The sequence below is a fragment of the Mesorhizobium sp. WSM1497 genome (genome assembly GCF_001672455.2).
In the GTDB taxonomy this organism is placed as follows: Bacteria; Pseudomonadota; Alphaproteobacteria; order Rhizobiales; family Rhizobiaceae; genus Mesorhizobium; species Mesorhizobium ciceri.
Genome location: NZ_CP021070.1, coordinates 2,472,697 through 2,498,327, shown reverse-complemented (window position 1 = coordinate 2,498,327; position 25,631 = coordinate 2,472,697). Strand labels below are relative to the sequence as shown.

The window sequence follows — 25,631 nt, the reverse complement described above, 5'->3', positions numbered from 1 at the left end:
CATACCCGGTTTCCACAGGCAAAAAGAAAGGCGGCCGTTGCGGGCCGCCTCCCTTTTCAATGTCCGGCAGGTGCCGATTAATGCGCGGCAAGCGCGCCGAAGATGACGCCGGAGAGGATGCCGACCAGCACATAGTCGTTGCCGACGCGGATCCATTCCTGGCCGCGGCCGGGGCGATGCAGGCCGTAGCGGCCATAGTCGCGGATCGGCTGATGGCGCTTCCAGCCGGAATATTTCTGGCCATGCCGCCAGTTGTTGCGCTTCACGACGACGACCTTCTTCTTGTAAACGCGCTTTCTCACATCGCTGTGGTGGCCGGGCTTCTGCCAGTCGACCTGGCTGTAGTTCGACTGCGGCGCGTTCGGCGCATTCAGCGGTGCGGCCTGGCCGGTGAGCGACGTGGCGGCCAGCATCGAGAAAGCGAGTGCGGAAAGGACGATGCGTTTCATGAGAAGTCTCCTTGGTTGTCGATATCGAAGCAGTAGCTGCCCATCGATGAACCGAAACTGAACGCACGCATTACAATTATGTAATGGATTCCTTGATTTACCCAAGGAAGCTGAACATGATCGCAAAGGCAGGAGCCAGTCGCACCGCAAACTCGGCCTATCCGCCGCTTCGCGCCCGCCCAGCAATGCAACCATTTGCGCGTCCGTCCATTTTCCGACACCGCCTGTCGCGCGGCAACGGCCCTTGAAATCGACAAGATTTTATTATCCGGCTAAAATATTCGAGCTATTATAAGTCACCGCCATGAACATGATTCGTTCCCTCGTTTTTCCTTCTGATCGCCATGCAAAACAGGGCGGGCGCCCTGTTTGCATGCGGGGGACGAAATGAGCGGGTCCGTCGTCCTTCTGCATCTGGCCGGCGCCGTGGCGCTGATGCTGTTTGCCACCCGCATGGTGAAGACCGGCGTTGAACGCGCCTATGGCGACGTGCTGCGCCATCGCCTCCGCGCCACCATGCGCAATCCGATCATGGCGGTGCTGGCCGGCACCGGCCTTGCCATCGCCCTGCAGAGCTCCACCGCCGTCACGCTGCTGGTCGGCTCCTTCGCCGGCTCTGGCATCGTCTCTGGCGCCGCGGGCCAATTGGCGGTGCGCGGCGCCGAGATCGGCTCGGCGCTGGTGGTCAAGCTGCTGACCTTCGACCTCACCTTGCTGGTGCCGCTGTGCCTGATCACCGGCACGGTCATGTTCATGGCCACCGAGCGGCGCGACTGGCGCCAGTCCGGCCGCATCCTGGTCGGCATCGGCCTTCTGATCCTGTCGCTGGAGATGATCGGCCAGGCATCGGAGCCCCTGCGCAACAGCCAGCTCATGCCGGTCATCATCAACTACTTCTCGACCGATTCCATCACCGCCTATCTGCTGGCGGCACTGATCACCTGGCTGTTCCAGTCGAGCATCGCGGCGGTGCTGTTGATGGCGACGCTGGCAGGCCGTGGCCTGATCACGCCCGAACTTGGCGTCGTTCTCATCCTTGGCGTCAACCTCGGCTCCTCGATCATCGCGCCGATGCTGACCCGCTCGTCGAGCCCCGAAGTGCGCGTCGTGCCGATCGGCAATCTCCTGATGCGCGGGCTTGGCTCGCTGGTCATGCTGATCCTGGTCATGATCTTCAGGCCGCACTTCGCCTTTCTCGGTTCGACGGCGGCGGACCAGATCGTCAATGCCCACATCCTGTTCAATGTGCTGATCCTGCTCGCCGGCCTGCCGCTGGCAGGCTTCGTCTACCGCGCTTCGGAGAAGATCGTCGCACTTGGCACCAAGCCCGTGCCGGCCGCCTCGCTTGACGTCGTCGAGCTGTCCGCGCTCAACGAAAGCGCGCTCGACGTGCCGAGCCAGGCGCTGGCCAATGCCACCCGCGAGGTGGTGCGGGTCTGCGAGACGATCGAGATCATGCTCAAGCGTATCATCGAACTCTATGAAAGTGCCGACGCCGACAAGATCAAGGCGCTGGCCGCACTCGACGACCGCGTCGACCGCAAGCACGCCGCGATCAAGCTCTACCTCGCCAAACTGACCAGGAACCCGCTGACCGAGGACGAGGCGCTGCGCTGCCAGGAACTGATCGGCGCCTGCGTCAAGCTCGAGCAGGTCGGCGACATCATCGTGCGCAACATGCTGGTGCATGTGAAGAAGAAGTTCGAGCGCGGACTGGAATTCACCGACGAGGGCTGGGCCGAGTTGTGCGCCTTCCATGGCTCGGTTCTGGCCAATGCGCGGCTTGCCTTCAACGTTCTGGTGTCGCGCGATCCCGAGACCGCCCGCCAGCTGGTGCTGGAAAAGGACCGGCTGCGCGACCGCGAAAAGGAAACCAGCGCCAGCCATTTCGTGCGGCTGCGCGACGGCACCGCCAAGAGCGTCGAAACCAGCTCGATCCATCTCGACACCATCCGCGACCTGAAACAGATCAATTCGCTGCTGGCCTCGATGGCCTATCCGGTGCTTGAAGAGCGCGGCCTGCTGACGGGGTCGCGGTTGAAAGCGAGCTGAGAAGCGCCACTTTCCCTTCTCCCCTGGGGAGAAGGGAAGCGGCTGCTCGCATCCAATTCAAGAAAACCTAAACTCGCGACAAAAATTTCTGGATTGCCCGCAAAGCCCATCCGTGGTTTGAGGCGCTTCCAGCTAAGGCTTCCCCATGTCGCTTCCGCTCATCGCCCTGTTCATCGCCGCCTTTGCCTTCGGCACCACCGAATTCGTCATTGCCGGCGTGCTGCCGCAGGTGGCGCAAGGCCTGGGCGTCTCGGTTCCCTCCGCCGGCTATCTCGTCTCCGGCTATGCCGGCGGCATCGCCATCGGCGGTCCGCTGCTGGCGCTCGCCACCAAGTCATTGTCGCGCAAGACCTTGCTGCTCGGCCTCGCCATCGCCTTCACCATTGGCCAGGCGGCTTGCGCGCTGGCGCCCGATTTCACCTCGATGCTTCTGTTGCGCATTGCCGTGGCGGTCGCGCATGGCGCCTATTTCGGCGTCGCCATGGTCGTCGCCGTCGGTCTCGTGCGCGAGGACCAGCGCGGCATGGCTGTCGCCGTCATCCTGTCCGGCCTCACCGTCTCCAACGTCATCGGCGTGCCGGCCGGCACCGCGATCGGCAACATCTGGGGCTGGCGTGCGACTTTCTGGGTGATGTGCGCGCTGGGTGTCGCGGCAACGCTTGCCATGGCAGCCCTTTTGCCGCGCACCACCGGCTCATCGGCCAAGCCCGCCGGTTTCGCCCGCGAGGTCCGCGTGCTGGCCCGCCAGCAGGTCTGGACATCGCTGATCCTGATGCTGATGCTGATGATCGGCCAGTTCGGCCTGTTCACCTACATCACGCCGACACTGCTCGAAGTCACCGGTCTCGACGAGAACCTGGTGCCGTGGGTGCTGCTGCTCAACGGCGTCGGCGCAACCCTTGGAGTCTTCCTCGGCGGCAAGCTCTCCGACTGGAAGCTGATGCCGTCATTGATCACCATGCTGGCCCTGCAGGCGGTGACGCTTGGCGTGATCTATGCCGTCAGCCCCTATCCCCTGCCGATGGTTGTGGCGATCGTCATCTGGGGCGGTCTCAACTTCGCCATCGGCACGCCGATCCAGACCCGCATCCTGGCCTGGACGGCAGATGCTTCCAACCTCGCTTCGTCGCTCATTCCGTCCGGCTTCAATGTCGGCATCGCGCTGGCCGCTTCGTTGGGCGCCGCGATGCTGAACAGCGGCTATGGCTACCGCAGCCTGCCGCTGCTGGGCGCCATCGCCATGCTGGTCGCCGTGGCAGTGGCGCTCGCCTCTTATGTCTGGGAAGGGCGCAGCAACGCCACGCCGCCGCTGACAGCCCCAGCCGAGTAGATCACGATCCGGAAAAGTGGACGCCGGTTTTCCGAAAAGATCGTGATCAACCAAAAACACTTCACCCGCGCCAGCGCAGCAGGCGCATGGCGTTGGCGGTGACCAGCACGGTCGCGCCGATATCGGCCGCCGCGAGCGCCGGCGCGTCGTTGATGCCGTCGCCGACCTTGGCGACCTTGAAACCCTCGCGCTGCAATTCGCCGACGATGCGCTGCTTGTCCTGTGGCAACAGCTCCGCCCGCGCCTCGATGCCGAGCGAAGCGGCGATGGCTTGCGCCGTGCGACTGTTGTCGCCGGTCAACATCACCGCGCGGATGCTCTCGGCCTCCAGCGCCGCGATCCCGGCCGCAGCATCCGGCCGCGGCTCGTCGCGCATGGCAATCAGCCCGGCCACCACGCCATCGGCGACGAGCACTGACACCGTCTTGCCCTGGCCGTTGAAGCTGTCGACGGCGAGGCGCTGCGCTTGCGTCATGTCGGCGCGTTCGCCCGCCGCCTGGCCGGAGCCGAGGAAGACGGCGACGCCGCCGACGCTGCCCTCGACACCCTTGCCCGAGATTGCCTTCGCTGCGAGAGCCGGCGGCACCGGCGCCTTGTCGGCCTTGGCCCGGTCCAGGATCGCCATCGCCAACGGATGGCTGGAGCCCTGCTCCAGTGCTGCCGCCAGCGCCAGCACGGTGCGTTCATCCCTTCCATACGCCGCGATGTCGGTGACGACAGGCTTGCCTGCGGTCAGCGTACCGGTCTTGTCGAAGGCGACCGCCGTGAGCCGGCGAAAGCCTTCCAGCACCGCACCGCCTTTCATCAACAGGCCACGCCGCGCGCCGGTCGCCAGGCCCGCGGCGATTGCCGCCGGGGTTCGAGATGACCAGCGCGCAGGGGCAGCCGATCAGCAGGATCGCAAGGCCCTTGTAGATCCATTCGTTCCAGTCGCCGCCGGCAAGCAGCGGCGGCAACAATGCCACCAGCGCACCGACCGCCAGCACCGCCGGCGTGTAGGTGCGCGAGAAGCGATCGATGAAGCGCTCTGTCGGCGCCTTGGCCTCCTGCGCCTCCTCCACCAGCCGCGCGATTCGGGCGATGGTGTTGTCGGAAGCGGCCGCCGTCACCCGCACCTTGAGCACGCCGTCGGTGCTGATCGTGCCGGCAAAGACGGCGTCCGTAGCGCCCTTGCGCTTCGGGGTGCTCTCGCCGGTCACCGGCGCCTCGTCGATTTCGCTCGCGCCCTCGATGATCTCGCCATCGGCCGGGATGCGGTCGCCCGGCCGCACCAGGATGATGTCGCCGACCGCAAGGTCTTCGGCGGGACACTCCGATGTGCCGCCTGCGCGCTCGACCAAGGCCGTCTTCGGCACCAGATCGGCAAGTCCCTGGATGCTCGCCCGCGCCCGGCCGGCGGCGACACCCTCCAGAAGCTCGCCGATCAGGAAGAGCACCACCACGGCGGCGGCCTCTTCAGTGGCACCGATCATCACGGCGCCTATCGCCGCGATGGTCATCAGCATCTCGATCGAAAACGGCGTGCCGGCCAATGCCGCCATCAGCGCGCGCCGTGCGATCGGCACCAGGCCGACCAACAGCGCGGCCAGGAACACCCCGCGTTCCGCCATCGGGAACAGATGGCCGATGCCGTATGCGGCGAGAAGCGCTGCCGCGCAGGCGAGCGTCAGCACCGCCCGGCGGGAACGCCACCACGCCTGCCCCGTCTCGGAATGGCCATGATCGGGATCGGGATCGTGGCTCGCATGATCGTGGCCTTCATGGTCATTGTGGACGTGATCGGCGTGCGCCTTGTCTGACATCGGCGATACATGTGCCTCGGCCCTGACGATGCCGTAGCCGAGCCGAGCAACCTGCTGCAGCACCCTGCCTTCCGGCAACGCGCCGCCATGGCTGACCGTCATGCTGGCACCGGTCACCGAAACCGAGACATCGGCGACGCCGTCTAGGCGACGCACCGCCGTATCGATCTTGGTTGCGCAAGAGGCGCAATCCATGCCGCCGATCTTGAACCGCGTCTGCCTGATTTTTACCTGGTCGAGGGGCGCCGTCATCACATCACCTGTCTGTCTTGCCCGCGCGGCGTCGCCGCATGGGTCTTGAACGCTGATGTCAGGCACTGTAATTGCTCTAGTCACTAGAGCTTCAAGAGGCAATTCATGTTTTCGATCGGTGATCTCTCGCGCCGCACCGGGGTCAAGGTGCCGACCATCCGCTACTACGAGCAGATGGGCCTTGTTGCCGCACCCGAGCGCTCGGAAGGCAACCAGCGCCGCTATTCCAGGCAGGAGCTGGAGCGGTTGGCCTTCATCCGCCACGCCCGCGATCTCGGTTTCGCCGTCGAGGACATCCGCTCTCTGATCGATTTGAGCGGCCACCCCGAGCAACCCTGCGGCCACGCCGACAAGATCGCCGAGGAGCAACTGATCTCGGTGCGGGAAAAGATTGCCCAGTTGAAGCGGCTCGAGGCCGAGCTCGAACGCATCGCCACGTGCTGCAATGGCCAGACGGTCGGCGACTGCTACGTCATCCGCGCGCTGTCGGATCATGCGCTGTGCGCCGATGAGCATGGTTGAGATACATCCTACAGCTCGATCCGGAACCGCAAGCTTTCTGCTCCGCCATAGGCGGCGTCCTCGAAAAAGCGTTCGACGAGCTTGCCGCCATTGGCCAGGATCACCTTGTGCGAGGCCGGATTGCCCGGTTTGGCGGTGATCTCGACGTGAGCCAGGCCGACCGCCCTCGCCTCCTCCAGCATCAGGCGCAGCGCCTGTGTAGCGTAGCCGCGCCGCCGCTTCCACGGCACCACCGCATAGCCGATATGGCCGAGCACATGCGGCGGCAGGTCCGACGTGCCCTTCTGCCAGCGAAAGCCGATCGAGCCCGACGCCTCGCCGTCCCAGATCCAGCGGCGGAAGCCTGGCAGGCGCGGCACCTTTTTGCCGTCGGGCAAGGTGATCGGACCGCCCCTGGCCTGGGGATCATCGAGGTCGGCGAGAAAAGCCACGGGATCCCTTTCGATTGCCGCAAGCTGCTCGCGCGTCGCTTCCAGCAATCGCACATTGTCCGGCGACCAGCCGCGTTCGAGTGCCGCCTTGTAGGACGGCAGATGTTCGAACGCGGGTTTGACGATTTCGATCATGGTGCACCGGTGCAGACGCGATGCCCACAAAATAGCATGCTTGACCAGGGAGGCACGGTCCACCAAAGCGCGGCCCTATACGACAGAGGCCGCGCTCCCATCACTGGAAACGCGGCCCTGGCGTTGTGTCCTTGGGAGGACCGGCGATCCGGCGCGGCCGCGCCGGAGCACCTTTAGCGATCTCAGGCGATGTCGAAGCGGTCGGCGTTCATCACCTTGGTCCATGCCGCAACGAAATCCCTGGTGAATTTCGCCTTGGCGTCCGCCGACCCGTAGACCTCGGCAAGCGCGCGCAATTGGGCGTGCGAGCCGAAGATCAGGTCGGCACGGGTGCCGGTCCACTTGACCGCCTTGGTCTTGCGGTCACGCGCCTCGTAGACTTCGTCGGAGCCGGCGGCCGGATCCCAGATCGTGTTCATGCTGAGCAGGTTGACGAAGAAGTCGTTGGTCAACGTACCCGGCCGGTCGGTGAACACGCCGTGCTTCGAGTTGGCCGTGTTGGCGCCGAGCACACGAAGACCGCCGACCAGCACCGTCATTTCGGGTGCGGTCAGCGACAGCAATTGCGCCCGGTCGACCAGCATGGCTTCGACCGACATCGGCTGCTTGCCCCTGACATAGTTGCGGAAGCCATCGACTTTCGGCTCGAGCGCGGCAAAGGAATGGACATCCGTCTGTTCCTGTGAAGCATCCATGCGACCCGGCGTGAACGGCACCTTGGCCTCGTGGCCGCCATCCTTCGCCGCCTTCTCGACAGCGGCGACACCGCCGAGAACGATGAGGTCGGCCAGCGAGATCTTTTTCCCGCCGGTCTGTGCCGCGTTGAACTCCTTCTGGATGGCTTCCAGCCTAGCCAGCACCTTCGACAGTTCCGCCGGCTGGTTGACCTCCCAATCCTTCTGCGGCGCCAGCCGAATGCGTGCACCATTGGCACCACCGCGCTTGTCGGAATTGCGGAACGTCGAGGCCGAGGCCCACGCCGTCGAGACCAATTCGGAAACCGACAGGCCCGATGCCAGGATCTTCGCCTTCAGCGACGCAATGTCCTGCTCGCCGACCAGTTCGTGGTCGACCGCGGGGATCGGATCCTGCCAGATCAGCTCTTCCTTCGGCACGAGCGGGCCAAGATAGCGAACGACCGGCCCCATGTCGCGATGGGTCAGCTTGAACCAGGCGCGGGCAAAAGCGTCGGCGAACTGGTCCGGATGCTCATGGAAGCGCCGCGAGATCTTCTCGTAGGCCGGATCGACCCGCAGCGCGAGATCGGTCGTCAGCATGGCAGGCGCGCGGCGCTTGGACGGATCGTGGGCATCCGGCACGGTGCCGGCGCCGGCGCCGCCCTTCGGCGTCCACTGATGCGCGCCCGCCGGGCTCGTGGTCAGCTCCCATTCGAAGTTGAACAGATTGTCGAAGAAGTTGTTGCTCCACTTGGTCGGCGTCGTGGTCCAGGTCACCTCGAGGCCCGAGGTGATGGCATCGCCGGCGATGCCCGTGGCATGCTTGCTCGACCAGCCGAGGCCCTGCGCTTCGATGCCGGCGCCTTCCGGCTCCGCACCCACAAGCGAAGCATCGCCGGCGCCGTGGGTTTTGCCGAAGGTGTGGCCGCCGGCGATCAGCGCCACGGTCTCCTCGTCGTTCATGGCCATGCGGCCGAACGTCTCGCGAATATCGCGTGCCGAGGCCAGCGGATCCGGCTTGCCGTTCGGCCCTTCCGGATTGACATAGATCAGACCCATCTGGACGGCGCCGAGATGGCCCTGGAGTTCGCGGTCGCCGGAGTAGCGCTTGTCGTCGAGCCACTTGGTTTCCGAACCCCAATCGACGTCCTGTTCGGGTTCCCAGACGTCGGCGCGGCCGCCAGCAAAACCGAAGGTCTTGAAGCCCATCGATTCCAGCGCGACGTTGCCGGTGAGGATCAGCAGGTCGGCCCAGGAGATCTTGCGCCCATATTTCTGCTTGACCGGCCACAGCAGCCGGCGCGCCTTGTCGAGATTGGCATTGTCCGGCCAGCTGTTGAGCGGAGCAAAACGCTGCTGGCCGGCCCCGGCGCCGCCACGGCCGTCGCCGATGCGGTAGGTGCCGGCACTGTGCCAGGCCATGCGGATGAACAGCGGCCCGTAATGGCCGAAGTCGGCCGGCCACCAATCCTGCGAATCCGTCATCACCTGGTGCAGGTCCTTGATCACCGCATCGAGATCGAGCGACTTGAATTCCTCGGCATAGTCGAACTCTTCGCCCATCGGGTCCGAAAGGTTCGACTGCTGATGCAGAACGCCAAGGTCCAGTTGGTTCGGCCACCAGTCACGGTTCGTCCTGCTGGAAGATCCGTGCGCAACGGGGCATTTGCCGGCACTGGGATCATCGGTCTGTGCGTCCATGTTCTTCTCTCCGATCGTGGCTGTGTTGAGCTGTTCAACTGCTGCGTGAACAGGGACACAAGAATGTCCCTGTAGGCGGTCCGTTTCATGGCTGGCGCGATGACCTGAGCCCGATACGCGACCGAATATATTGGATGTCCTGTTGCTGCGGGCATGCGCCTCACCAGGCGGTCCCGGCTGCTCCTCATCTTCGTTACGACTCCTATAGCAAAGCCGCTTGATTAATTTAAGTTGGATTTCCTGATTGCAGCGATAAGATGACATTATGACAAACCTGACGCTGAAGCAGCTGCGTTATTTCGAGGCGCTGGCCCGGCACAATCATTTCGGCCGCGCCGCCGATGCCTGCTCGATCTCCCAGCCCGCCATCTCGGTGCAGATCCGGGAGTTGGAGGAAACGCTGGGCACGGAGCTTTTCCAAAGAGGCCCACGCCAGGTCCGGCTGACCAATTTCGGCGAGGAATTCGCCTTGCGCGTCCGCGACATCCTGCGCTCGGTGGATGAGCTGACGGATCTGGCCCGCGCCTCGCGCGACCGGCTGGTGGGACGGTTGCGCATCGGCGTGATCCCGACGATCGCACCCTACCTCCTGCCTGCCATCATCGGCAACCTCGCCCGCATGCATGACGGGCTCGATATCCACGTGCGCGAAACGCAAACGCAGAAGCTGATCCAGGAACTGGCCGACGGCCGGCTTGACGCGGCCATCGTCGCCTTGCCGGTGTCGGAACCCTCGCTGACGGAAATCGTGCTGTTTGCCGAGAACTTCGTGCTGGTCCGGCCCGGCGAGGACGAGGGAAAGCCGGTCCCCAACCGCGAAATGCTGCGCGAGATGCGGCTGCTCCTGCTGGAGGAAGGCCATTGTTTTCGCGATCAGGCGCTGTCGTTCTGCAACATGCATTCGGCGCGGCCAAGGGAGTTGCTGGACGGCAGCTCGCTGTCGACCCTGGTGCAGATGGTCGGCGCCGGTGTCGGCGTCACCTTGATTCCCGAAATGGCCGTGCCGGTGGAGACGCGCTCGGCGGCGGTGTCTGTCGCCCACTTTGCCAACCCCCAACCGTCGCGGACGATCGGCATGATCTGGCGCAAGACAAGCCCGATCGCCAAACAGCTGATGCTTATATCCGAAGTGGTTCGCCAGGCGGCCGAAACGTTGCGCGCGCAGCACAATCCGGCATCGGTTGAGCTGAACCTGGTAGCAGCCGCCCAATGAAGGCTTGGCTGACCCGATCGTCAGCCTGCCGCGTGGAACCGGATTTCGCCCTTGTTCAGGAAGCAGGTCTTGTTGAACAGCGACAGATCCAGAGGGTTCGGCAACCGCACATCGCCGATATCGGGAACCGGCTTCTGCGCCGGGTCGTAGGACCGGTCGATCTGCGAGATGAAGACGAGGATCAATCCCCTGTCGCCGGCAAACGCTTTCAGCGTGCGAACCTGCGCCATCAGCTCCGGATTTTGCCGCTTCTGGTCGAGCAGTTGCAGATAGTCGATCACCACCAGCGTGCCGCGCGGCGCCGAGCCCAATGCCTTGACGATATAGTCGGCGCTGATGGCGTCGGAATTGTCGAACACGAACCGGTCGTTGAACTGCACCGGGTCTGCCCCGATGGCTCGAAACCGGTCGAGCACATCCCGCTGCGTATACTCCAGCGTGAAGAACACGCCCCGACTGCCGGACTTCATGGCTTCGATTGCCAGTTCGAGACTCATCAGCGTCTTGCCGTGGCCAGGTCGTGCACCGACCAGGACCAGATCGCCGGGCGCAAGTTGCGCAAACAGTGTGCCGGCAGGCGCCGACCCGGCTGCCTTGGCCGCAAGCAGGCTCCAACTGGCGAAGCCTTCCCGTACTGCAACGCGGTCAAGCGCTTCGTGGAGCGGAATTTTGGCCTCGCGGGACAAAAGCCTGGCTTGACGCTTCAGATGATAGATGGGCGCGGACAGCTTCATGACAAACCTCCTGGTGCGAGCCGTTTTCGCAACCCCTCCTTATGCCAAGCGCTCGAACAGTTGGTTCGGTGATGAGAGAGCCCTGCATGGATGATGCTTTCCCGGCGGAGGGAGGAGGCGTGGGCCACGCCAGAATCAGATGATAGCTCAATCCCAGCGTATCGAAAATCGCGGACCTCTAGAGATCAGGCTCCGAACTCGCGGCTTTCGCGATAGGAATTTTTTCTTGACCCCCTGCCCTCAGCTATGGTACATATTTGTCCATGGTGCTGATCTGCGCCAGTGACCCGCCGCGGGCGGGTTTTTCGTTTGATGCTCCGTCAGCCAACGCGCCGACGAGCTCGAAGGAACCCGCCAACCCGAGTTCGTTGCCCTGCTTCAAGGATACGAAGACGTCCGCCGCAAGCCTGGAGCCAGCATGTCGGCGTAGGGCCGTTGCATGCGTCGACCTGCTTTGCGGATCTTCATGCGGGTACGCTAAACAAGATGTGTTTCGCCTGATAATGCGAGGCCATCTATGATCGATTCTCGCGGCAATACCGCAAGAAATCGCCATTCGCTTCGACAGGAGAATTGATCCGTGCGGTTGAGATCTGTTTGTCTGGGCGTCGTCGCCAGCTTTTTCGTCGCCGTCATCGCCGTGACGGTGTCGGCTCGATCCTTTGCCGCATCATCTGACGTTCCGGCCTGGTTGCAGGCTCATGTCGGCAACAGCGACGGCCAGATCTCACAAATTGTCCTCGAACGAGCCCGCGCGCTTTATCGGAAGAAGGTCGCCCAAGGGGCCGTCAAGAACCCCTGCTACTTCGCCATGGATGCGACACGCCCCAGCGATCTGGGCAATGGCGTGCTCGGCCGCCGCTACTACGTCATCTGCGAGGCCAGCGAGTCCTTCCGCGCGATTTCGTCGGGTCATGGCAGCGGGCGGAATCTGAAGGGCGTCGTCGATTTTTCGAATGACAAGCGGTGCGCTAGGAACTTCGGCAATGCGATGGATTCATCGTTGACGGCCGGCGGCGCCTATATGACCCGCGAGGCGAAAACCTCGTTCAAGGGTTATTACCGCACTGGTGCGAAACGGGACGTGGCTTTCCAGCGCACCTTCATCCAGTTCGACGGCGAAGGCGAAGCCGCGAACGCCAGGCAGCGGGTGATCGGCGGCCACGCGGCCCAGGTGCTGCACGGCCTGTGCCTGCGCAAAAATCCGAACAGCTCGCATGCCGACCATGACGGCTTCGTACCGTTCGGCAAGCTGGTGGATTATGCCGGCGGTCGCAGCAATGGCTGCACCAGTTGGTCGCCGGCGGATGCGCAGCAGATTATCCCGATGGTCAAGGACAATCCGACGACGCTCTACATCTACCCGGAATCGCGCGACATCGCCGCGGTCGCAGCCAACCATTCACAGCCGGGCACCTATTGGAACGCGTCCTGCCTGAAGGAAATCGGCACACCGAAATTCTGGCCGCGAAAGACCCTCGAGCCGATCATCGCCCAATACAGGAAGGATCATCCGGCACCGCCGCCGCAGCCAGTGCCGATTTGCACGCAGCCGTGACGTCCGCTTCGGCATGCGAACCATGCGCATTGATCAGCAACCCGTCGTGAACCGGTATCGATCCCGATCTCCGAGGTTTGCCAGCGTCTGACTCCCCGCGCGTCGTCGATGTCGGCAAGCCAAAGGCTGGATCGGATCATTTGCGACCTCGGCGCGTTGGTCCCCAGAGACAACGCGCGCCCATGGCGCGGGCCGCCGCCGAGAAGGCCGCCGAAACGAAAGGCGCATCCGGTCGTTCCGCCGCCGCGCGCAAGGCAGTGCGGACCAAGCGTACCCGCGGCAGGAAGGAAGCGGCACAGAAGGCTGCCAGAACGCGAACACATCACGCTTACATTGAACGTCTTCTTCGAGGACTGGCGCTCCGGGTGACGACTATGATCGAGACATGGGTAATCGCCTGCGCCTCGCACCTTCCCGCCGCGTTGTATGTCGCGAACGGATCGGGAGTGGCTGAATGCTCCCGGCGAGGAGAGTTCCCGGTGCCGTGTCCAGGCCGATTGGTTGGAACCAACGGCCTGCTACCCAGTTAGAAAGCCAGCAAGTCTGGTTGTAGCCTTGCCGCCATGTGACCGACGGTTTCAAGGCCGCCGATTGAGCTTCGGAAGCGTGGAGAGCACGCTTGATGGAGAAAATCATGAACCAATGGTCAAACGCCAAGCTCTGTAACGTAGCAAATCTGGTCCTCGGAGCAATTCTCTTCTTCTCTCCATGGATATTCGCCTTCGCGGCGGGGACACAGTCCCAGAATGCCATGGGCAGCGGCATCGTGATTGTCGTGCTTTCGGTTGCCGCCCTCTTCGCCTTTGCTGTCTGGGAGGAATGGCTGAACCTCGTTGTGGGTCTTTGGGTAGTTGTGTCTCCCTGGGTGCTTGGATTCCAGGCAACCACAGCCATGGGCGTGCATGTTGTAATCGGCGTTCTGGTCGCGGTTCTGGCTGCGATCGAGCTGTGGATGATGAACCAGAACCCGCCGACGCAGTCTACGGCCTAGCAGGCCTGGGCGTCCTTGCGGCGGCCTGATCGTGACGGATTGGCCGCCGACAAATTGGCGTCCCGCTGGGTCGCCGATGATGGTGGAAAATCATCTGACGGTGGCCCCCCGGGAGGCCAGCGTGCCTGCCGCCGCAACCCCGGCTGCACAGCCGCTGACGACAGCCCTGCAGACAGCGTCGCCGAAAGCCAGACAACAGGAGGTATGCCGACATGAAAGCAATCCGCATCCACGCTTTTGGCGGACCTGAGGTCCTTTCGATCGATCAGGTCCCCTCGCCTCAGCCGCTTGACGACGAGGTTGTGCTCAGGGTCCGCGCCGCAAGCGTCAATCCGATCGACTACAAGACCCGCGAAGGGTCGGTGAGCGAGACCCTGCCGGTCACGCTCGGGCGCGACGTATCCGGCACGGTGGAAATATGCGGTACGCGGGCGCATACGTTGAAGAAGGGCGACCCGTTGTTTGCGATGCTTGGTCATGACCGGGGCGGCAATGCCGAATATGTCGTGGTCAAGGCGACGGAGGCGGCTGCCAAACCGGATCGTCTAAGCCATGTCGAAGCCGCGGCGGTGCCGCTTGCCGGCATCACCGCATGGCAAGGCCTTTTCGATCATGGCGGCCTCAAATCCGGACAACGGGTTCTCATCCATGGCGGCGCCGGCGGCGTCGGTCATCTGGCGATCCAGCTGGCCAAGGCCGCGGGCGCGTTCGTCGCGACAACCGTTTCCGCCGAGGACGTCGTTTTCGTGCGTGAGCTTGGCGCCGATCAGACGGTCGACTACAAGAATCAGCGTTTCGAAGAGGTCGTCGATGCGGTCGACCTGGTGTTCGATCTTGTCGCGGGCGACACGCAGGAGCGCTCCTGGGAGGTGCTCAAGCCTGGCGGGACGCTCGTTTCCACGCTTTCCCAACCGTCGCAGGAAAAGGCAAACTTGCGTCGGGCGCGTGGCGTCTCCTACCTGGCCGAGCCGAATGCGGCGCATCTTGCCGAGATCGGCCGCCTCATCGAGGCCGGCAAGGTCACCCCCTTCGTGCAAGCCACCTACCCTCTTGGAGAGGTCGCCAAAGCGGAAGAACGGCTGGAAAATGAGCATGTGCGTGGCAAGATCGTGCTTGAGGTTTCCGCCTAGCGCGAGTTGATGCTCCTGCCCTCTCGAACGGGTTATCCGATCCGCGCCTTGCCGTCGCTGTCCGGCACGTTTGGAAACAGCACCTTCAGCTTGTGTTCCGCGCTTGCCCAACTGCGCCTGTGATGTTGCCACAGGCACCAGTTGCTCACCGCAAAAGCTAGAATGCCGACGGTCACGGCGAGACTGGCCGTCGAGCCAACGACAACCTTGAGCATCACGCCGGCAAAGACACCGGCGATGGCACCGTTGACGACATTCACCATCCCTGCGGTTCCGGCGAACGCTTGCCAGGGCCTTGGCTTGAGGCCGACATCGGCCAGCAGAGCCGTTTGGTTGTCATGGGTGGAGTGAACCAGATAGCGCGCCATCGAAGGGGTGAGCTCGGTGTAGCAGTGCCTGATGCGTGCCATGCCGCGGGCGTGGACCATGTCTTCGATGGCCACCTGCACAGCCCTGACGAATGTCACCAGCCCAATGAAGTAGAGGCACGGCAACAGGATCAGGCTGAACAGCATGAAAGGAAGCCCCATCCTCGTCACCTGGGCCACGAAAGCAAGGGCGATCGTGGCGCTGGATACCGAAGTCAGGAACAAATTTGCGCGCTGATTCGCCTCCTGAATAGTCGCCGCCCTGGCGGTCCCCAGCACCAAATGCTCCGTCGTCATCATCTGCAGGAGTTGCTGTCGGTTCTCGCCTTCAGTGGTTTTTGTCTTCCTTGCAGGCATCGCAAAAAACCCGTTGCAGGACGCGCTCCCCCCAACCAGCTCCTCAAAGCCGCCCACCCAGGAACGAACTGCTTCGGAAGGGGTTCCGGCGCAACCAAGACCGCTACCGTGGATCCCGGGGCAGAGCCGGATCACAGGCCGAGCCAATTTTGTCGACAGATAGCGAAACGATTGTCCCTGAGCATCGTTTCGAAACCAGACATGAATTTGATGAGGAGGCGATGATGAGTGCTACCGGTTTGGATGTCTTTGACAGGACGCTGCAGACAACCAACATCTGGCTCGACGAGATCATGGACGATCATGGTCCGGATCGGCGAATTGCATGGCACATATTGGGCGCGGTCCTGCGGACCGTAAGGGACAGGCTGCAGATCGGGCTTGCGGCCAAACTTGGGGCGGAACTGCCGCTCCTGGTGCGCGGCGCCTATTACGACCACTACCGGCCCGCAGCCGAGCCGGACAAAACGCGCTCCCTGGAAAACTTCTCGCAGCACATCGGCGAGGAATTGAAATCGATCCGCCCCGTCGATCCCGAGGATGCAGCACGCTCGGTATTCCGAGTTCTTGCACGGCATGTTGATCTTGGCCAATCGGCTAAGGTGCGCGATGCGCTGCCGAAGGAAATCCAGGCGCTCTGGCCCGAAAGCCTCGGTGTCAAATAGAGATGGTACGAATCTGACGGCTCCCCGGACAGCCAGGCCGAGGCTGGCGCCCCTGTCGGGCGTCAGTCCCGCAAACGGTTGGCGGCATGATCCTGATGCTGCTCGGTCGCGACCTGCCTGGAGTCCAAACCGCGTTCTTTGGAATGCTGTGCCTTGTCGCGATTGGATAGAACCTTGTTTTCTTCGAGCTTGTCTTTTGGCGTCACGGTCATGGCGCCTGTGCCGGAACCCTTTCCTTGTGAACCTGCTCCGATGTGCTTCTTGCTGCCGCGTGCCATGGGCTGCCTCCAATCTATGACGAATGTTCCAGGAGCGTTGCTGGTCCGTGACGCGCTTTAGTCGTCGGCACGGTTCTTGTGATGGGCGCTTTCCTGATTCTTGCCGCGAAGCATGTTGCGGTCGTCTGGATCGACGAGGTCCGGTGTATCGGTCCTCATGTCCGCTCCCTTGCGCAGTGCTTCGCGTTCCGCCGCTGATCGTTTCAGATCCGCCTCGGCATCAAAATCCTTGCCGGCGTTCTTTGTGTTTTCCCGCTCTTCAATGATGCGAATTTGTTGATCGTGGGTTTTGCGTCCAGTCATCGCTTTCCTCCGGCGTGTTCGTGTCGGCGCCCGAAAGTGGTGCGTCGCCGACCGTCTCTAAGGTCGGTTACGGCGTTTGCCTGGCCGAGCCTGCCTTCGTGCTGATAATGGCAAGGTGACGGGATCGTTCCGAAAGGCGTTGAAAAGCTTCTCGCCAGATGGCTCGGCTCGGCCCGGCGCTCACATTGACGCAGGCTCCGGCTGGCGCCCGCCCTTGTGAACCGCAGCGTCCTTTGAACGCTCGGCAACCGCCGGGCTGGTGCCGGATGCCTTTGCCGTCGCGGCACTCGGCTCCGCGCAGAAATCGATGACAGCCTGGATGAACTCTGCCGGATATTCGATGTTCGACAGATGGACCGCAGGCAGCACAACCAGCTTCGCGCCGGGCACCGTCGCGGCGATCAGCTCGCTGTGGCTGGCTGCCGTCACCGTGTCGTGCCGACCGGCGATCACCAGCGTCGGCCGGGGTATCAGTGCCACGGTGCGGCGAAGGTCCGCGTCGCGAACCGCCGCGAACAGACCCGCCAGGCCCTGCCGGTCGATAGCCAGCAGCATGGCGCGAAAGTCTTCGACCACAGGCTCGTTGGCGGCAACCAGCGACGCGGGGAACCAGTTGCTCAGGAACGTCTCAGCGGTTTCCGACATGTCCGGCGCCTGGCGCACCGCAGCGATCCGCTCGTCGAAATAGCTTGCCGGCGCCAGATGCGACGAGGTGTTGCTCAGGATCAGCCGGTCGATCCGCTCGGGCGCGTGGATGCCGAGCCACTGCGCGACGAACCCGCCGAGCGACAGGCCAAGGAAATGTACGCGTTGCAGGTCGAGCGCATCGAGCAACTCGATGACGTCGCGGCCAAGCCGGTCCAGCGAATAGGCGCCGACCGGAACGCTCGATCCGCCATGGCCGCGAAAATCGTAGCGCAGGACACGAAAATGCTTCGACAATTCGCCGACCTGCCCATCCCACATGTGCAGCGTGGTGCCGATGGAATTCGACAGCACCAGCACCGGCTTGCTTGCCTCGCCGTCGAAGCGGTAGGCGATGCGCGTGCCATCGCCCGTTGTGACGAAATTCAGCTCATTCATGATGAAGATTCCTTCTGGAACGTTGAACGAGACAGAGCCTAGCTGTGGAGCGATTTTGTTGATATTACAAAGATAAGACAATCTCTGTAACAAAAACTGACATGGCCGAATTCACCCTGCACGATCTGCAATGCTTCGATGCGGTGGTCCGCACCGGCGGTTTTCAGCCTGCGGCGGCCATGCTGTATCGCTCGCACCCCGCGGTGTTCGCCGCCGTCGCCAAGCTGGAGCGACAGCTCGGCCTCGTCCTTTTGGATCGCAGCGGCTATCGCGTGCGTCCGACCGAGGCCGGGCTGTCGTTCCACCGCCGAGCGCTATCGCTGCTGCGCGAGATGGACGGTTTGCGCGTCCATGCCGCCCAGTTGGCGATGGGTGAGGAAAGCGAGATCCATGTGGTGATCGGCGACCTGTGCCCGCGCCCGCAGGTGCTGGGCATGCTCGGGCGATTCTTCGCACAGTTGCCCGGCACGCGCCTGCATCTGCATTTCGAAGCGGTGGGCGGCCCATGGGAGCGTCTCTTCGACGACGAAGCCGACCTGATCCTGCACTGGGTCGACAAGGGCGATGCGCGGGTGGAATGGGTCGATTTGTGCAAGGTGTCCTTCATTCCCGTGGTGGCGCCGGGCTTTCTGCCTCAGCGTATCGAGCAGCCGATCACCCCGGACCAGATGCAGGCACTCACCCAATGCGTCATGCGCGACAGCGCCCGCCATTCGCCACAACAAAACTATTCGCTGATCGAAGGCGCGCCGCAATGCCTCGTCGCCGACCAGGGCATGAAGAAGGAGATCATCCTGCAGGGCCTTGGCTGGGGCCACCTGCCCCGCTTCCTGATCGAGGAAGAACTGCAGGACGGACGCCTGCACTCCATTGCCGGCCGTCATCTGCCGGGCCGCACCGACGAACTGGTGGTGGCGCGCCGCCGCGACCGGCCGCATGGGCCGATCGCGAACCGGCTGTGGGATCATATCCAGCAGGAAGCGCCGGCATTGCGCCGTGCCTTGGAGCCGAGGAGGCCCGACGGACAGGTACCGACCAACCAGTCGCGAAAGGCGCAAGTGGAAATCGGCCATTAATGACCGGCCGTGCAATGCCAGGACCTCTCGGGTCCCGTCCAGCGATCATTCCTTGACATACGCTCCAGGCTGGCGGCCGCTCTTCGGAGCCTTGGCGTCCTTTGAACGCTCCGCGATAGCGGGGCCGGCCCCGGACGTCTTTTCGGTTGCGGCGCTCGGCGTGACTTGTCTTGGCGGGTTTTGTCCCTCCGACTGGCGGGTGCGGTCTTCCACTTCGCCCATCCGGCGGGTGAGCCCTATTCCGCCGGCAGGCTTCTCGTTGGCGGCCGCATCCTGGGAGAATTCATCGGAAGCGTCGGCATCGGTCTTTGCCGGATATTTCGTCGCACCGGTTTCATAGCGGGTTTCGTTCTCAGTCATGGCATCTCTCCAGTTGCATGACGGATAAACATCTCGGCGCTATCCGGGTTCCAATTCCTGGACTTGGATTCCGGACGGATCTGGATTCCGCCCAGTCGGCCACCCAAGCGACGAGATGAGCAGCACCCTACTGCAGCAGACCCTTGACGATGCCGCTCGCCTTGCCGAAATCCATCTGGCCGGCATATTTCTGTTTCAGCGCGGCAATCACCTTGCCCATGTCCTTCTGGCTGGCCGCACCGGTCGCGGCGATCGCCTCGCGCGCCGCCGCGGTTACCGCCGCATCGTCCAGTTGCGTCGGCAGGAAGGTGCGGATGATCTCCATCTCGCCGCGCTCCTGCGCGGCCAGTTCCGGCCGCTTGCCGTCATCGAAGGCTTTGGCCGATTCCTCGCGCTGCTTCACCATCTTGGCCAGGATCTGCAGGATCTCCTCGTCGCTGGCCGGCTCCTTGCCTGACCCGCGATTGGCAATGTCGCGGTCGTGAATGGCGGCCTGGATCAGCCGCAATGTCGGCAGCCGGTGCTTGTCCTGCGCCTTCATCGCGCTCTTCAGGGATTCGGCGATTTTGCCGCGCATGGTGCATTCTCCTTCGATCGGCGCGGACAATAGCGCCGCGGGCGAGCCAAGGCAAACTCTGATGTGCCGAGGCAAGCCACTGATTTTGCTAGGCGAAATAAAATATGGCGGCATTTCGCATGATCATTGACCGCCCTGCCCCCTTCCCCTATGTACTGGGCCTTGCATGAACGGAAATTTGACTGCGTGGAAGCCGCGAAATCGCCGCTTCGCGCCGTTTGCCGCGCAGATGGCCCGCCGGGCCGGTTGCAGCGCGCGGCCTGACAGGAGTGCCGCATGGCCGAGATGACGCCCGCCTTGACCCCCGCTTGGGCCACGGAAAAGCCGACCGCCCTTCTGGTGCTGGCCGACGGCACCGTCATCGAAGGTCGCGGTCTCGGCGCCACCGGCTCCGCTGTCGCCGAAGTCTGCTTCAACACGGCGCTGACCGGCTATCAGGAAATCCTCACCGATCCGTCCTATGCCGGCCAGATCGTCACCTTCACCTTCCCGCATATCGGCAACATCGGCACCAATGACGAGGACATCGAGGATCTCAATCCGGTCGCCCGCGCCGGCGCCGTCGGCGCCGTGTTCAAGGCCGATGTCACCAACCCGTCCAACTACCGTGCCGGCACTGGTCTCGACCAGTGGCTGAAGAAGCGCGGCATCGTCGCTTTGTCGGGCATCGACACCCGTGCGCTCACCGCGCTGATCCGTGAAAAGGGCATGCCCAACGCCGTCATCGCGCATGCGCTCGATGGCGTGTTCGACATCGACGATCTCAAGCGCCGCGCCGCCGCATGGTCGGGGTTGATCGGGCTTGATCTCGCCAAGGAGGTCACCTCGGGCCAGTCCTCGGTCTGGCGCGAGACGCCCTGGGTGTGGAACGAAGGCTTTGGCGAACAGATCGAACCGACAATGCACGTCGTCGCCATCGACTACGGCGTCAAACGCAACATCTTGCGCCTGCTCGCCGGCCTCGGCGCCAAGGTCACCGTGGTGCCGGCCAAGTCCGGCGCCGAGGAAATCCTCGCCATGCAGCCGGACGGCATTTTTCTCTCCAACGGCCCCGGCGACCCGGAAGCCACCGGCGACTATGCCGTTCCGGTCATCCGGGATCTGCTGAAGACCGACATCCCGGTGTTCGGCATCTGCCTTGGCCACCAGATGCTGGCGCTGGCGCTGGGCGGCAAGACCGCCAAGATGCACCAGGGCCATCACGGCGCCAACCATCCGGTCAAGGACCACACCACCGGCAAGGTCGAGATCGTCTCGATGAACCACGGCTTTGCCGTGGATGCCGACTCGCTGCCATCAGGCGTCGAGGAAACCCACGTCTCGCTGTTCGACGGTTCGAATTGCGGCATCACGCTGACCGGCCGGCCGGTGTTCTCGGTCCAGCATCACCCCGAGGCTTCGCCCGGCCCGCAGGATTCGCACTACCTGTTCCGCCGCTTCGTCAATTTGATCCGCGAAAAGCGCGGTGAGGAATTGCTGGCCGAACGGGCTTAGCGGACCGCCGCGACGGCGCGGCGCAGTTTTGGGGGCAAAGACATGCGTAAGAATACGGACCTGCATGCCGCTGAAGAAGCCCTTGAAGACGCCGCAGATGTGGCGATCTACGACGAACGCAAGGCTCAGCTGAAAACCGAAAAAGCACTGCCCGCTGACGCGACTATGGAGATTTTGCGGGGCCGGCTCACGCACGCCGAACTGGCGCAGATCAATATTCGGCATTCCGAGTGAAATGGATTGAATTGAGCATTAAATCCTCGACGAGGAAGCTTTGATCATTCGAAGGCAAATCGCGTGACTTCGACATTTGGCTGAGACCTGCCTCCCGTCGTCATTCACGGCGGACTCCGCAAAGCGAATGGTCGATAGCGCCGCAGGCAGATCTCCAAGCGGCACAAGCCTCGCCCTCACGCCACCGGCCGACCTTCGCTGGCCTCCAAGATGGCGAACCATTGCTGGCGGTCGAGCACGATGTCCAGCGCCCTGACCATGGCCGCCAGCCTTTCCGGCTTCATCGAACCCAGCACCGGCACCAATCGGGCCGGATGGCGCAGTAGCCAGGCGATCGCGACGGCAGCCAGATCGCCGGCACCGATTTCCGCTGCCACCTCGGCAAGCGCTGTCCGCACCCGCGCCTCGCGCCCTTCCTTGCAGGTGAACAGCGAGCCGCCCCCGAGCGGCGACCAGATCATCGGCGCATAGGCAAGGCGCTGCGCGTGGTCGAGGCTGCCATCGGTCAGCGCTGATGTCTTCAGCACCGACATCTCGATCTGGTTGGTGGCGAGCGCGAACGGCATCCGCGAGGCCAGCAAATCGAACTGCGACGGCGTGAAATTGGAGACGCCGATCGTCCGCACTCTGCCCGATGTGACCAGCCCGGCAAGGGTTGCCGCCGTCTCGTCGGCATCCATCAGCGGGTCTGGCCGGTGCAGCAGCAACAGGTCGAGATAGTCGGTGCCGAGATTGGCGAGCGAGCGGTCGACGGAGGCTGCGATATGGGTGGCACTGGTATCGTAATGCTTCAGCCGGTTGTCCGGCCGGCTTGGCGCTTTCTTCATGATATCGCACTTCGAGATCAACTCGATGCCGTCGCGCTTGCCTTTCCAGCGCGCCAGCCCGACGCCGAAGGCCGCTTCAACCTCATAGTGCCCATAGATGTCGGCATGGTCAAAGCTGGTCAGTCCGAAATCGACGGCGGTGCCGATCAGCCGTGCGACCTGATCGGCATCCGGGCGGGCGGCGCTGCCGAGCAGCCGCGAGGCGCCGAAGACCAGTCGCGACAGCGATGGTCCATCCCTGGTGAGCGCAATGCGGTTGTGACTCACACCTGTGCTCCATCCTCAGCGACATCGGTGGCGACATTCGTGCGCGCTGCCGGCCTCGCAACTTTCGTCACAAAGACGATGACCGCCAGCGTCAGGAAGCACGCTCCCAGCAGATAGGGCGCGCCGCCGAAGGTCACCGGCGCGCTTGGCCCGGTGAACCAGGAAAAGATCGCCGTGTAGAGCAGCGGCGTGATGATCGAGGTGATCGAGAAGATCGAGGTCATCGCGCCCTGCAGTTCGCCTTGCGCCGAAGGCGGCACCTTGGCGGCGGCGAGGCTCCTCAGCGGCGGGTCGGCCAGCGCTTCCAGGCAGCCGACGACGATCACCGCATAGATCATCCAGCCTTGCGACGCGAAGGCGTAGCCGAAGGCGCTGGCTGCCGTGAATGTCAGGCCGATGACTGCGGTCTTCCACTCGCCAAGCCTAGGGATGACGCGCGGCAGCACCGTCGCCATGACGATCGCGCCGCACAGGCCGAAGGCGCCGAGCGAGAAGCCGATCTGCTGCTCGCTCCAGCCATAGCGGTAGCTGGAGACGAACGACCAGACCGCCGGATACATCATATGCCCGAGCGTCATCAGGAAGAAGACAAGCCCGATCCAGCCGATGCCTTGATATTGGCGCATCTGCAGAAGCGTGCCGACAGGGTTGGCGCGTTTCCACTCGAAGCGGCGGCGGTGCTTGTCATCGAGCGTTTCCGGCAGGAAAAACAAAGCGATGAGGAAATTCACGAAGGCGAGCCCGGCGGCGAAATAGAACGGCACGCGCGGCCCGAACGTGCCGAGCAGCCCGCCCAGAACCGGCCCGATGACGAAGCCGACGCCAAATGCGATGCCGAGCAGGCCGAAATTCTTAGCCCGATTGTCATCGTTCGAGATGTCGGCGATGAAGGCCGATGTCGTCGAATAGCTGGCGCCCGAAATGCCGGCCAGCACGCGCCCGATGAACAGCATCGGGTAGGACCAGGCGACGGCGCAGATCAGATTGTCGATGGAGAAGGTCAGCACCGATGCGAGCAGGATCGGCCGCCGCCCGAACCGGTCGCTCAAGCCGCCCATGATCGGCGCGAAGAAGAACTGCATCGCCGCATAGACGAAGAACAGCCAGCCGCCTTCGATCGCCGCGCCGCTGATGCTGACCCCGGTCAATTCCCGGAGATAGGCCGGCAGCACCGGCATGATCATGCCGAAGCCGATAATGTCGAGCAGCAGCGTGGTGAAGACGAGCGCAAGGCCCCGTCTGGCGGTTTTGGGGTCGATCATGCAGGATCAAGCTCCTCTGCTCGCCCTCAGGCGCAGGCGGACGCACCTTATAGGCGAGCTCGCGGAAAGGAACAATGCAGGAACAGGCCGAATCTATTCATCCTGACACCACCTGACGGCAGCATCGCCGGCAGGTGAAGCTCGACAACGGTCTGGTCAGATCGGCCCACTCAGCGTGTTGCAATCCGACAGCTTGCCGCTCTTGTAACCACGCGCCAGCCAGGTCTGCCGCTGCTGCGAGGTGCCGTGGTTGAAGCTTTCCGGCACGACATAGCCCTGCATCTTCTTCTGCAGCGTGTCGTCGCCGATCTGCTTGGCGGCGTTCAGCGCGCTTTCGATGTCGCCCTGCTCCAATATGCCTTTCTGTCCGGTGTAGTGGGCCCACACACCGGCAAAGCAGTCGGCCTGAAGCTCGATTCGCACCGACATCTGGTTGGCCTCGACCTCGCCCATGCTCTGCCGCATCTGGTTGAACTTGGACATGATGCCGGTCAGGTTCTGCACATGATGGCCGATTTCATGCGCGATCACATAGGCGCGGGCAAATTCGCCCGAAGCGCCGAACTGCTGGTCGAGTTGCTGGAAGAAGGTCATGTCCAGATAGACCTTGTGGTCACCGGGACAATAGAACGGTCCGGCCGCCGCGGAGGCAAAGCCGCAGGCCGAACGGACCTGGCCGGAAAACAGCACCAGCTTGGGATCCTCGTAGGTCAATCCCTGCGACTTGAAGATGCCGGTCCAGGTGTCCTCGGTCTCGGCCAGCACGGTCGCCACGAACTGCTTCATCTCGTCATTGGCGGGGGCGGTGCCGCTGTCCTGGCCGCTATTGTCGGTGATCTGGCCGCCGCCGCCCGGCAGCAGGCCGCCGTCGCCGCCACCCAGGATCGTCGAAGGATCGAAGCCGAAATACCATCCGGCCAGCACCACCAGGATGACGAGGAAGATGCTGCCGCCGCCACCGGTACGGCCGCCGATCGGAATGCGGAACTGGCCACCGCCGCCGCCGAGTCCGCCGCCGCCGCTGTCGCTGCGGTCGTCCTCGATATTGTCACTCTGACGACGGCCCTTCCAGAGCATGGCAACTCCTCGTGCAGCAAACCTCCCCGTTGCTCCGGGGCACCAGACAATTATCCCAATGGTTGCGCCAAGTCACAGCATTTTTCGATGGCCTTTTTGGCCACACGGGTCGCCTTGCGGCCAAGTTCGTTGTGGCGAGCGGCTCGGCGTTGCAATCGTCCCCATGGCCTACAGCCGATCACGTAAGCCCGACAGAGAGCTAATCTTCCTGCTTGGCGCCGGCGCTCTTGCCGTCGGAGCTCTTCGAACGCTCCTCGAAACGCGCCGCGCCCTTTTTCAGCGGATGGCCGGTTTCGGCTTCGGTCTTGCGCTCATCCCTGGCCGCCGCCTGTTTCAGTCCCTCGGCTGCCTGCTTGCCCTTTGCCGCCGGCGTTTGTTCGATGCCCATCGTTTCCTCCCTTTCGCGCGCCAATCGCACGGATCTGG

General features: G+C 63.3%; 25 protein-coding genes and 1 pseudogene. 11 read left to right on the top strand and 15 right to left on the bottom strand.

Features of this window, described 5'->3' with window-relative positions; genetic code table 11:
* Positions 1-77: 77 nt before the first annotated feature.
* Complete coding sequence (locus A9K65_RS12140) at positions 78-449, bottom strand: RcnB family protein (RefSeq protein WP_013530147.1); 372 nt, start codon at positions 447-449, stop codon at positions 78-80.
* A gap of 387 nt (positions 450-836) precedes the next feature.
* Here A9K65_RS12140 and A9K65_RS12135 point away from each other — a divergent pair, with 387 nt between their 5' ends.
* Positions 837-2,501 (top strand): Na/Pi cotransporter family protein, encoded by a 1,665-nt coding sequence (locus tag A9K65_RS12135; protein WP_013530146.1) that lies wholly within the window; start codon positions 837-839, stop codon positions 2,499-2,501.
* 145 nt (positions 2,502-2,646) lie between these two features.
* Positions 2,647-3,831, top strand: a complete 1,185-nt coding sequence (locus A9K65_RS12130) for an MFS transporter (protein WP_013530145.1) — start codon at positions 2,647-2,649, stop codon at positions 3,829-3,831.
* Positions 3,832-3,892: 61 nt separating this feature from the next.
* On the opposite strand, the pseudogene A9K65_RS12125 reads toward A9K65_RS12130, so the two are convergent.
* A pseudogene (locus tag A9K65_RS12125) lies at positions 3,893-5,885 on the bottom strand (heavy metal translocating P-type ATPase).
* A gap of 105 nt (positions 5,886-5,990) precedes the next feature.
* Between A9K65_RS12125 and A9K65_RS12120 the strand changes: the two are divergent.
* Entirely contained in the window at positions 5,991-6,407 is a 417-nt protein-coding gene (locus A9K65_RS12120) for a helix-turn-helix domain-containing protein (RefSeq protein ID WP_013530143.1), read from the top strand.
* Between the two features lie 8 nt (positions 6,408-6,415).
* On the opposite strand, the gene A9K65_RS12115 is transcribed toward A9K65_RS12120, so the two are convergent.
* Together A9K65_RS12115 and katG are read right to left on the bottom strand one after the other, a co-directional pair.
* Positions 6,416-6,973, bottom strand: a complete 558-nt coding sequence (locus tag A9K65_RS12115) for a GNAT family N-acetyltransferase (RefSeq protein ID WP_013530142.1) — start codon at positions 6,971-6,973, stop codon at positions 6,416-6,418.
* A 182-nt stretch (positions 6,974-7,155) separates the two neighbouring features.
* Positions 7,156-9,351: a catalase/peroxidase HPI gene (gene katG, locus A9K65_RS12110; protein WP_064994557.1), complete on the bottom strand. Its 2,196-nt coding sequence runs from the start codon at positions 9,349-9,351 to the stop codon at positions 7,156-7,158.
* 265 nt (positions 9,352-9,616) lie between these two features.
* Here katG and A9K65_RS12105 point away from each other — a divergent pair, with 265 nt between their 5' ends.
* On the top strand, positions 9,617-10,564 hold the full coding sequence (locus tag A9K65_RS12105) for a hydrogen peroxide-inducible genes activator (RefSeq protein ID WP_013530140.1): 948 nt from the start codon (positions 9,617-9,619) through the stop codon (positions 10,562-10,564).
* Between the two features lie 20 nt (positions 10,565-10,584).
* Here the strand turns inward: A9K65_RS12105 and A9K65_RS12100 are convergent, their stop codons facing one another.
* Complete coding sequence (locus tag A9K65_RS12100; RefSeq protein WP_064994556.1) at positions 10,585-11,298, bottom strand: DNA helicase; 714 nt, start codon at positions 11,296-11,298, stop codon at positions 10,585-10,587.
* A 580-nt stretch (positions 11,299-11,878) separates the two neighbouring features.
* Here A9K65_RS12100 and A9K65_RS12095 point away from each other — a divergent pair.
* The 3 genes from A9K65_RS12095 to A9K65_RS12080 all read left to right on the top strand — a co-directional run bounded on the left by A9K65_RS12095 (position 11,879) and on the right by A9K65_RS12080 (position 14,977).
* On the top strand, positions 11,879-12,856 hold the full coding sequence (locus A9K65_RS12095) for a hypothetical protein (RefSeq protein WP_064994555.1): 978 nt from the start codon (positions 11,879-11,881) through the stop codon (positions 12,854-12,856).
* Positions 12,857-13,490: 634 nt separating this feature from the next.
* A complete protein-coding gene (locus A9K65_RS12085) occupies positions 13,491-13,847 on the top strand; it encodes an SPW repeat protein (RefSeq protein WP_064994780.1) in 357 nt (118 codons plus the stop codon).
* A 212-nt stretch (positions 13,848-14,059) separates the two neighbouring features.
* Positions 14,060-14,977 (top strand): NADP-dependent oxidoreductase, encoded by a 918-nt coding sequence (locus A9K65_RS12080; protein ID WP_013530136.1) that lies wholly within the window; start codon positions 14,060-14,062, stop codon positions 14,975-14,977.
* 32 nt (positions 14,978-15,009) lie between these two features.
* Here A9K65_RS12080 and A9K65_RS12075 read toward each other — a convergent pair whose 3' ends face one another.
* Complete coding sequence (locus tag A9K65_RS12075) at positions 15,010-15,702, bottom strand: hypothetical protein (RefSeq protein ID WP_064994554.1); 693 nt, start codon at positions 15,700-15,702, stop codon at positions 15,010-15,012.
* Between the two features lie 224 nt (positions 15,703-15,926).
* Here A9K65_RS12075 and A9K65_RS12070 point away from each other — a divergent pair, with 224 nt between their 5' ends.
* Positions 15,927-16,367, top strand: a complete 441-nt coding sequence (locus A9K65_RS12070) for a DUF2267 domain-containing protein (RefSeq protein ID WP_027162072.1) — start codon at positions 15,927-15,929, stop codon at positions 16,365-16,367.
* A gap of 62 nt (positions 16,368-16,429) precedes the next feature.
* Here the strand turns inward: A9K65_RS12070 and A9K65_RS12065 are convergent, their stop codons facing one another.
* From A9K65_RS12065 to A9K65_RS12055, 3 genes are all read right to left on the bottom strand, one after another.
* Positions 16,430-16,645: a hypothetical protein gene (locus A9K65_RS12065; RefSeq protein WP_013530133.1), complete on the bottom strand. Its 216-nt coding sequence runs from the start codon at positions 16,643-16,645 to the stop codon at positions 16,430-16,432.
* A gap of 57 nt (positions 16,646-16,702) precedes the next feature.
* Positions 16,703-16,948 carry a hypothetical protein gene (locus tag A9K65_RS12060; protein ID WP_013530132.1) on the bottom strand — a complete coding sequence of 82 codons (246 nt, stop codon included), beginning with the start codon at positions 16,946-16,948 and terminating at the stop codon, positions 16,703-16,705.
* A 180-nt stretch (positions 16,949-17,128) separates the two neighbouring features.
* Positions 17,129-18,031, bottom strand: a complete 903-nt coding sequence (locus A9K65_RS12055) for an alpha/beta fold hydrolase (RefSeq protein ID WP_064994553.1) — start codon at positions 18,029-18,031, stop codon at positions 17,129-17,131.
* A 101-nt stretch (positions 18,032-18,132) separates the two neighbouring features.
* Here A9K65_RS12055 and A9K65_RS12050 point away from each other — a divergent pair, with 101 nt between their 5' ends.
* Positions 18,133-19,107: a LysR family transcriptional regulator gene (locus A9K65_RS12050; RefSeq protein WP_064994552.1), complete on the top strand. Its 975-nt coding sequence runs from the start codon at positions 18,133-18,135 to the stop codon at positions 19,105-19,107.
* A 45-nt stretch (positions 19,108-19,152) separates the two neighbouring features.
* On the opposite strand, the gene A9K65_RS12045 is transcribed toward A9K65_RS12050, so the two are convergent.
* Positions 19,153-19,467: a hypothetical protein gene (locus A9K65_RS12045; RefSeq protein WP_064994551.1), complete on the bottom strand. Its 315-nt coding sequence runs from the start codon at positions 19,465-19,467 to the stop codon at positions 19,153-19,155.
* Between the two features lie 127 nt (positions 19,468-19,594).
* A complete protein-coding gene (locus A9K65_RS12040) occupies positions 19,595-20,044 on the bottom strand; it encodes a GatB/YqeY domain-containing protein (protein ID WP_013530126.1) in 450 nt (149 codons plus the stop codon).
* 276 nt (positions 20,045-20,320) lie between these two features.
* Between A9K65_RS12040 and carA the strand changes: the two genes are divergently transcribed.
* Positions 20,321-21,538: a glutamine-hydrolyzing carbamoyl-phosphate synthase small subunit gene (carA, locus tag A9K65_RS12035; protein ID WP_064994550.1), complete on the top strand. Its 1,218-nt coding sequence runs from the start codon at positions 20,321-20,323 to the stop codon at positions 21,536-21,538.
* A 42-nt stretch (positions 21,539-21,580) separates the two neighbouring features.
* Positions 21,581-21,772, top strand: a complete 192-nt coding sequence (locus A9K65_RS12030; protein ID WP_063172882.1) for a hypothetical protein — start codon at positions 21,581-21,583, stop codon at positions 21,770-21,772.
* Between the two features lie 176 nt (positions 21,773-21,948).
* Here A9K65_RS12030 and A9K65_RS12025 read toward each other — a convergent pair whose 3' ends face one another.
* The 4 genes from A9K65_RS12025 to A9K65_RS12010 form a co-directional block, all read right to left on the bottom strand.
* On the bottom strand, positions 21,949-22,866 hold the full coding sequence (locus tag A9K65_RS12025) for an aldo/keto reductase (protein WP_064994549.1): 918 nt from the start codon (positions 22,864-22,866) through the stop codon (positions 21,949-21,951).
* Positions 22,863-24,128, bottom strand: a complete 1,266-nt coding sequence (locus tag A9K65_RS12020) for a tetracycline resistance MFS efflux pump (RefSeq protein ID WP_027162079.1) — start codon at positions 24,126-24,128, stop codon at positions 22,863-22,865. The genes A9K65_RS12025 and A9K65_RS12020 overlap by 4 nt, the downstream gene beginning before the upstream one ends.
* 156 nt (positions 24,129-24,284) lie before the next feature.
* Positions 24,285-25,205 (bottom strand): neutral zinc metallopeptidase, encoded by a 921-nt coding sequence (locus A9K65_RS12015; RefSeq protein WP_027162080.1) that lies wholly within the window; start codon positions 25,203-25,205, stop codon positions 24,285-24,287.
* A gap of 199 nt (positions 25,206-25,404) precedes the next feature.
* Entirely contained in the window at positions 25,405-25,593 is a 189-nt protein-coding gene (locus tag A9K65_RS12010; protein ID WP_013530122.1) for a hypothetical protein, read from the bottom strand.
* Between the last annotated feature and the right edge of the window lie 38 nt (positions 25,594-25,631).

What these genes read in the sequence shown, in the direction of transcription:
- A9K65_RS12115 (WP_013530142.1), bottom strand. Translation starts at nt 6,973, where the DNA reads ATGATCGAAATCGTCAAACCCGCGTTCGAACATCTGCCGTCCTACAAG.
- A9K65_RS12015 (WP_027162080.1), bottom strand. Translation starts at nt 25,205, where the DNA reads ATGCTCTGGAAGGGCCGTCGTCAGAGTGACAATATCGAGGACGACCGC.
- A9K65_RS12030 (WP_063172882.1), top strand. Translation starts at nt 21,581, where the DNA reads ATGCGTAAGAATACGGACCTGCATGCCGCTGAAGAAGCCCTTGAAGAC.
- A9K65_RS12140 (WP_013530147.1), bottom strand. Translation starts at nt 449, where the DNA reads ATGAAACGCATCGTCCTTTCCGCACTCGCTTTCTCGATGCTGGCCGCC.
- katG (WP_064994557.1), bottom strand. Translation starts at nt 9,351, where the DNA reads ATGGACGCACAGACCGATGATCCCAGTGCCGGCAAATGCCCCGTTGCG.
- A9K65_RS12130 (WP_013530145.1), top strand. Translation starts at nt 2,647, where the DNA reads ATGTCGCTTCCGCTCATCGCCCTGTTCATCGCCGCCTTTGCCTTCGGC.
- A9K65_RS12075 (WP_064994554.1), bottom strand. Translation starts at nt 15,702, where the DNA reads ATGCCTGCAAGGAAGACAAAAACCACTGAAGGCGAGAACCGACAGCAA.
- A9K65_RS12020 (WP_027162079.1), bottom strand. Translation starts at nt 24,128, where the DNA reads ATGATCGACCCCAAAACCGCCAGACGGGGCCTTGCGCTCGTCTTCACC.
- A9K65_RS12055 (WP_064994553.1), bottom strand. Translation starts at nt 18,031, where the DNA reads ATGAATGAGCTGAATTTCGTCACAACGGGCGATGGCACGCGCATCGCC.
- A9K65_RS12085 (WP_064994780.1), top strand. Translation starts at nt 13,491, where the DNA reads ATGAACCAATGGTCAAACGCCAAGCTCTGTAACGTAGCAAATCTGGTC.
- A9K65_RS12070 (WP_027162072.1), top strand. Translation starts at nt 15,927, where the DNA reads ATGAGTGCTACCGGTTTGGATGTCTTTGACAGGACGCTGCAGACAACC.
- A9K65_RS12105 (WP_013530140.1), top strand. Translation starts at nt 9,617, where the DNA reads ATGACAAACCTGACGCTGAAGCAGCTGCGTTATTTCGAGGCGCTGGCC.
- A9K65_RS12040 (WP_013530126.1), bottom strand. Translation starts at nt 20,044, where the DNA reads ATGCGCGGCAAAATCGCCGAATCCCTGAAGAGCGCGATGAAGGCGCAG.
- A9K65_RS12080 (WP_013530136.1), top strand. Translation starts at nt 14,060, where the DNA reads ATGAAAGCAATCCGCATCCACGCTTTTGGCGGACCTGAGGTCCTTTCG.
- A9K65_RS12120 (WP_013530143.1), top strand. Translation starts at nt 5,991, where the DNA reads ATGTTTTCGATCGGTGATCTCTCGCGCCGCACCGGGGTCAAGGTGCCG.
- A9K65_RS12045 (WP_064994551.1), bottom strand. Translation starts at nt 19,467, where the DNA reads ATGACTGAGAACGAAACCCGCTATGAAACCGGTGCGACGAAATATCCG.
- A9K65_RS12050 (WP_064994552.1), top strand. Translation starts at nt 18,133, where the DNA reads ATGGCCGAATTCACCCTGCACGATCTGCAATGCTTCGATGCGGTGGTC.
- A9K65_RS12135 (WP_013530146.1), top strand. Translation starts at nt 837, where the DNA reads ATGAGCGGGTCCGTCGTCCTTCTGCATCTGGCCGGCGCCGTGGCGCTG.
- A9K65_RS12010 (WP_013530122.1), bottom strand. Translation starts at nt 25,593, where the DNA reads ATGGGCATCGAACAAACGCCGGCGGCAAAGGGCAAGCAGGCAGCCGAG.
- A9K65_RS12100 (WP_064994556.1), bottom strand. Translation starts at nt 11,298, where the DNA reads ATGAAGCTGTCCGCGCCCATCTATCATCTGAAGCGTCAAGCCAGGCTT.
- A9K65_RS12065 (WP_013530133.1), bottom strand. Translation starts at nt 16,645, where the DNA reads ATGGCACGCGGCAGCAAGAAGCACATCGGAGCAGGTTCACAAGGAAAG.
- A9K65_RS12060 (WP_013530132.1), bottom strand. Translation starts at nt 16,948, where the DNA reads ATGACTGGACGCAAAACCCACGATCAACAAATTCGCATCATTGAAGAG.
- carA (WP_064994550.1), top strand. Translation starts at nt 20,321, where the DNA reads ATGGCCGAGATGACGCCCGCCTTGACCCCCGCTTGGGCCACGGAAAAG.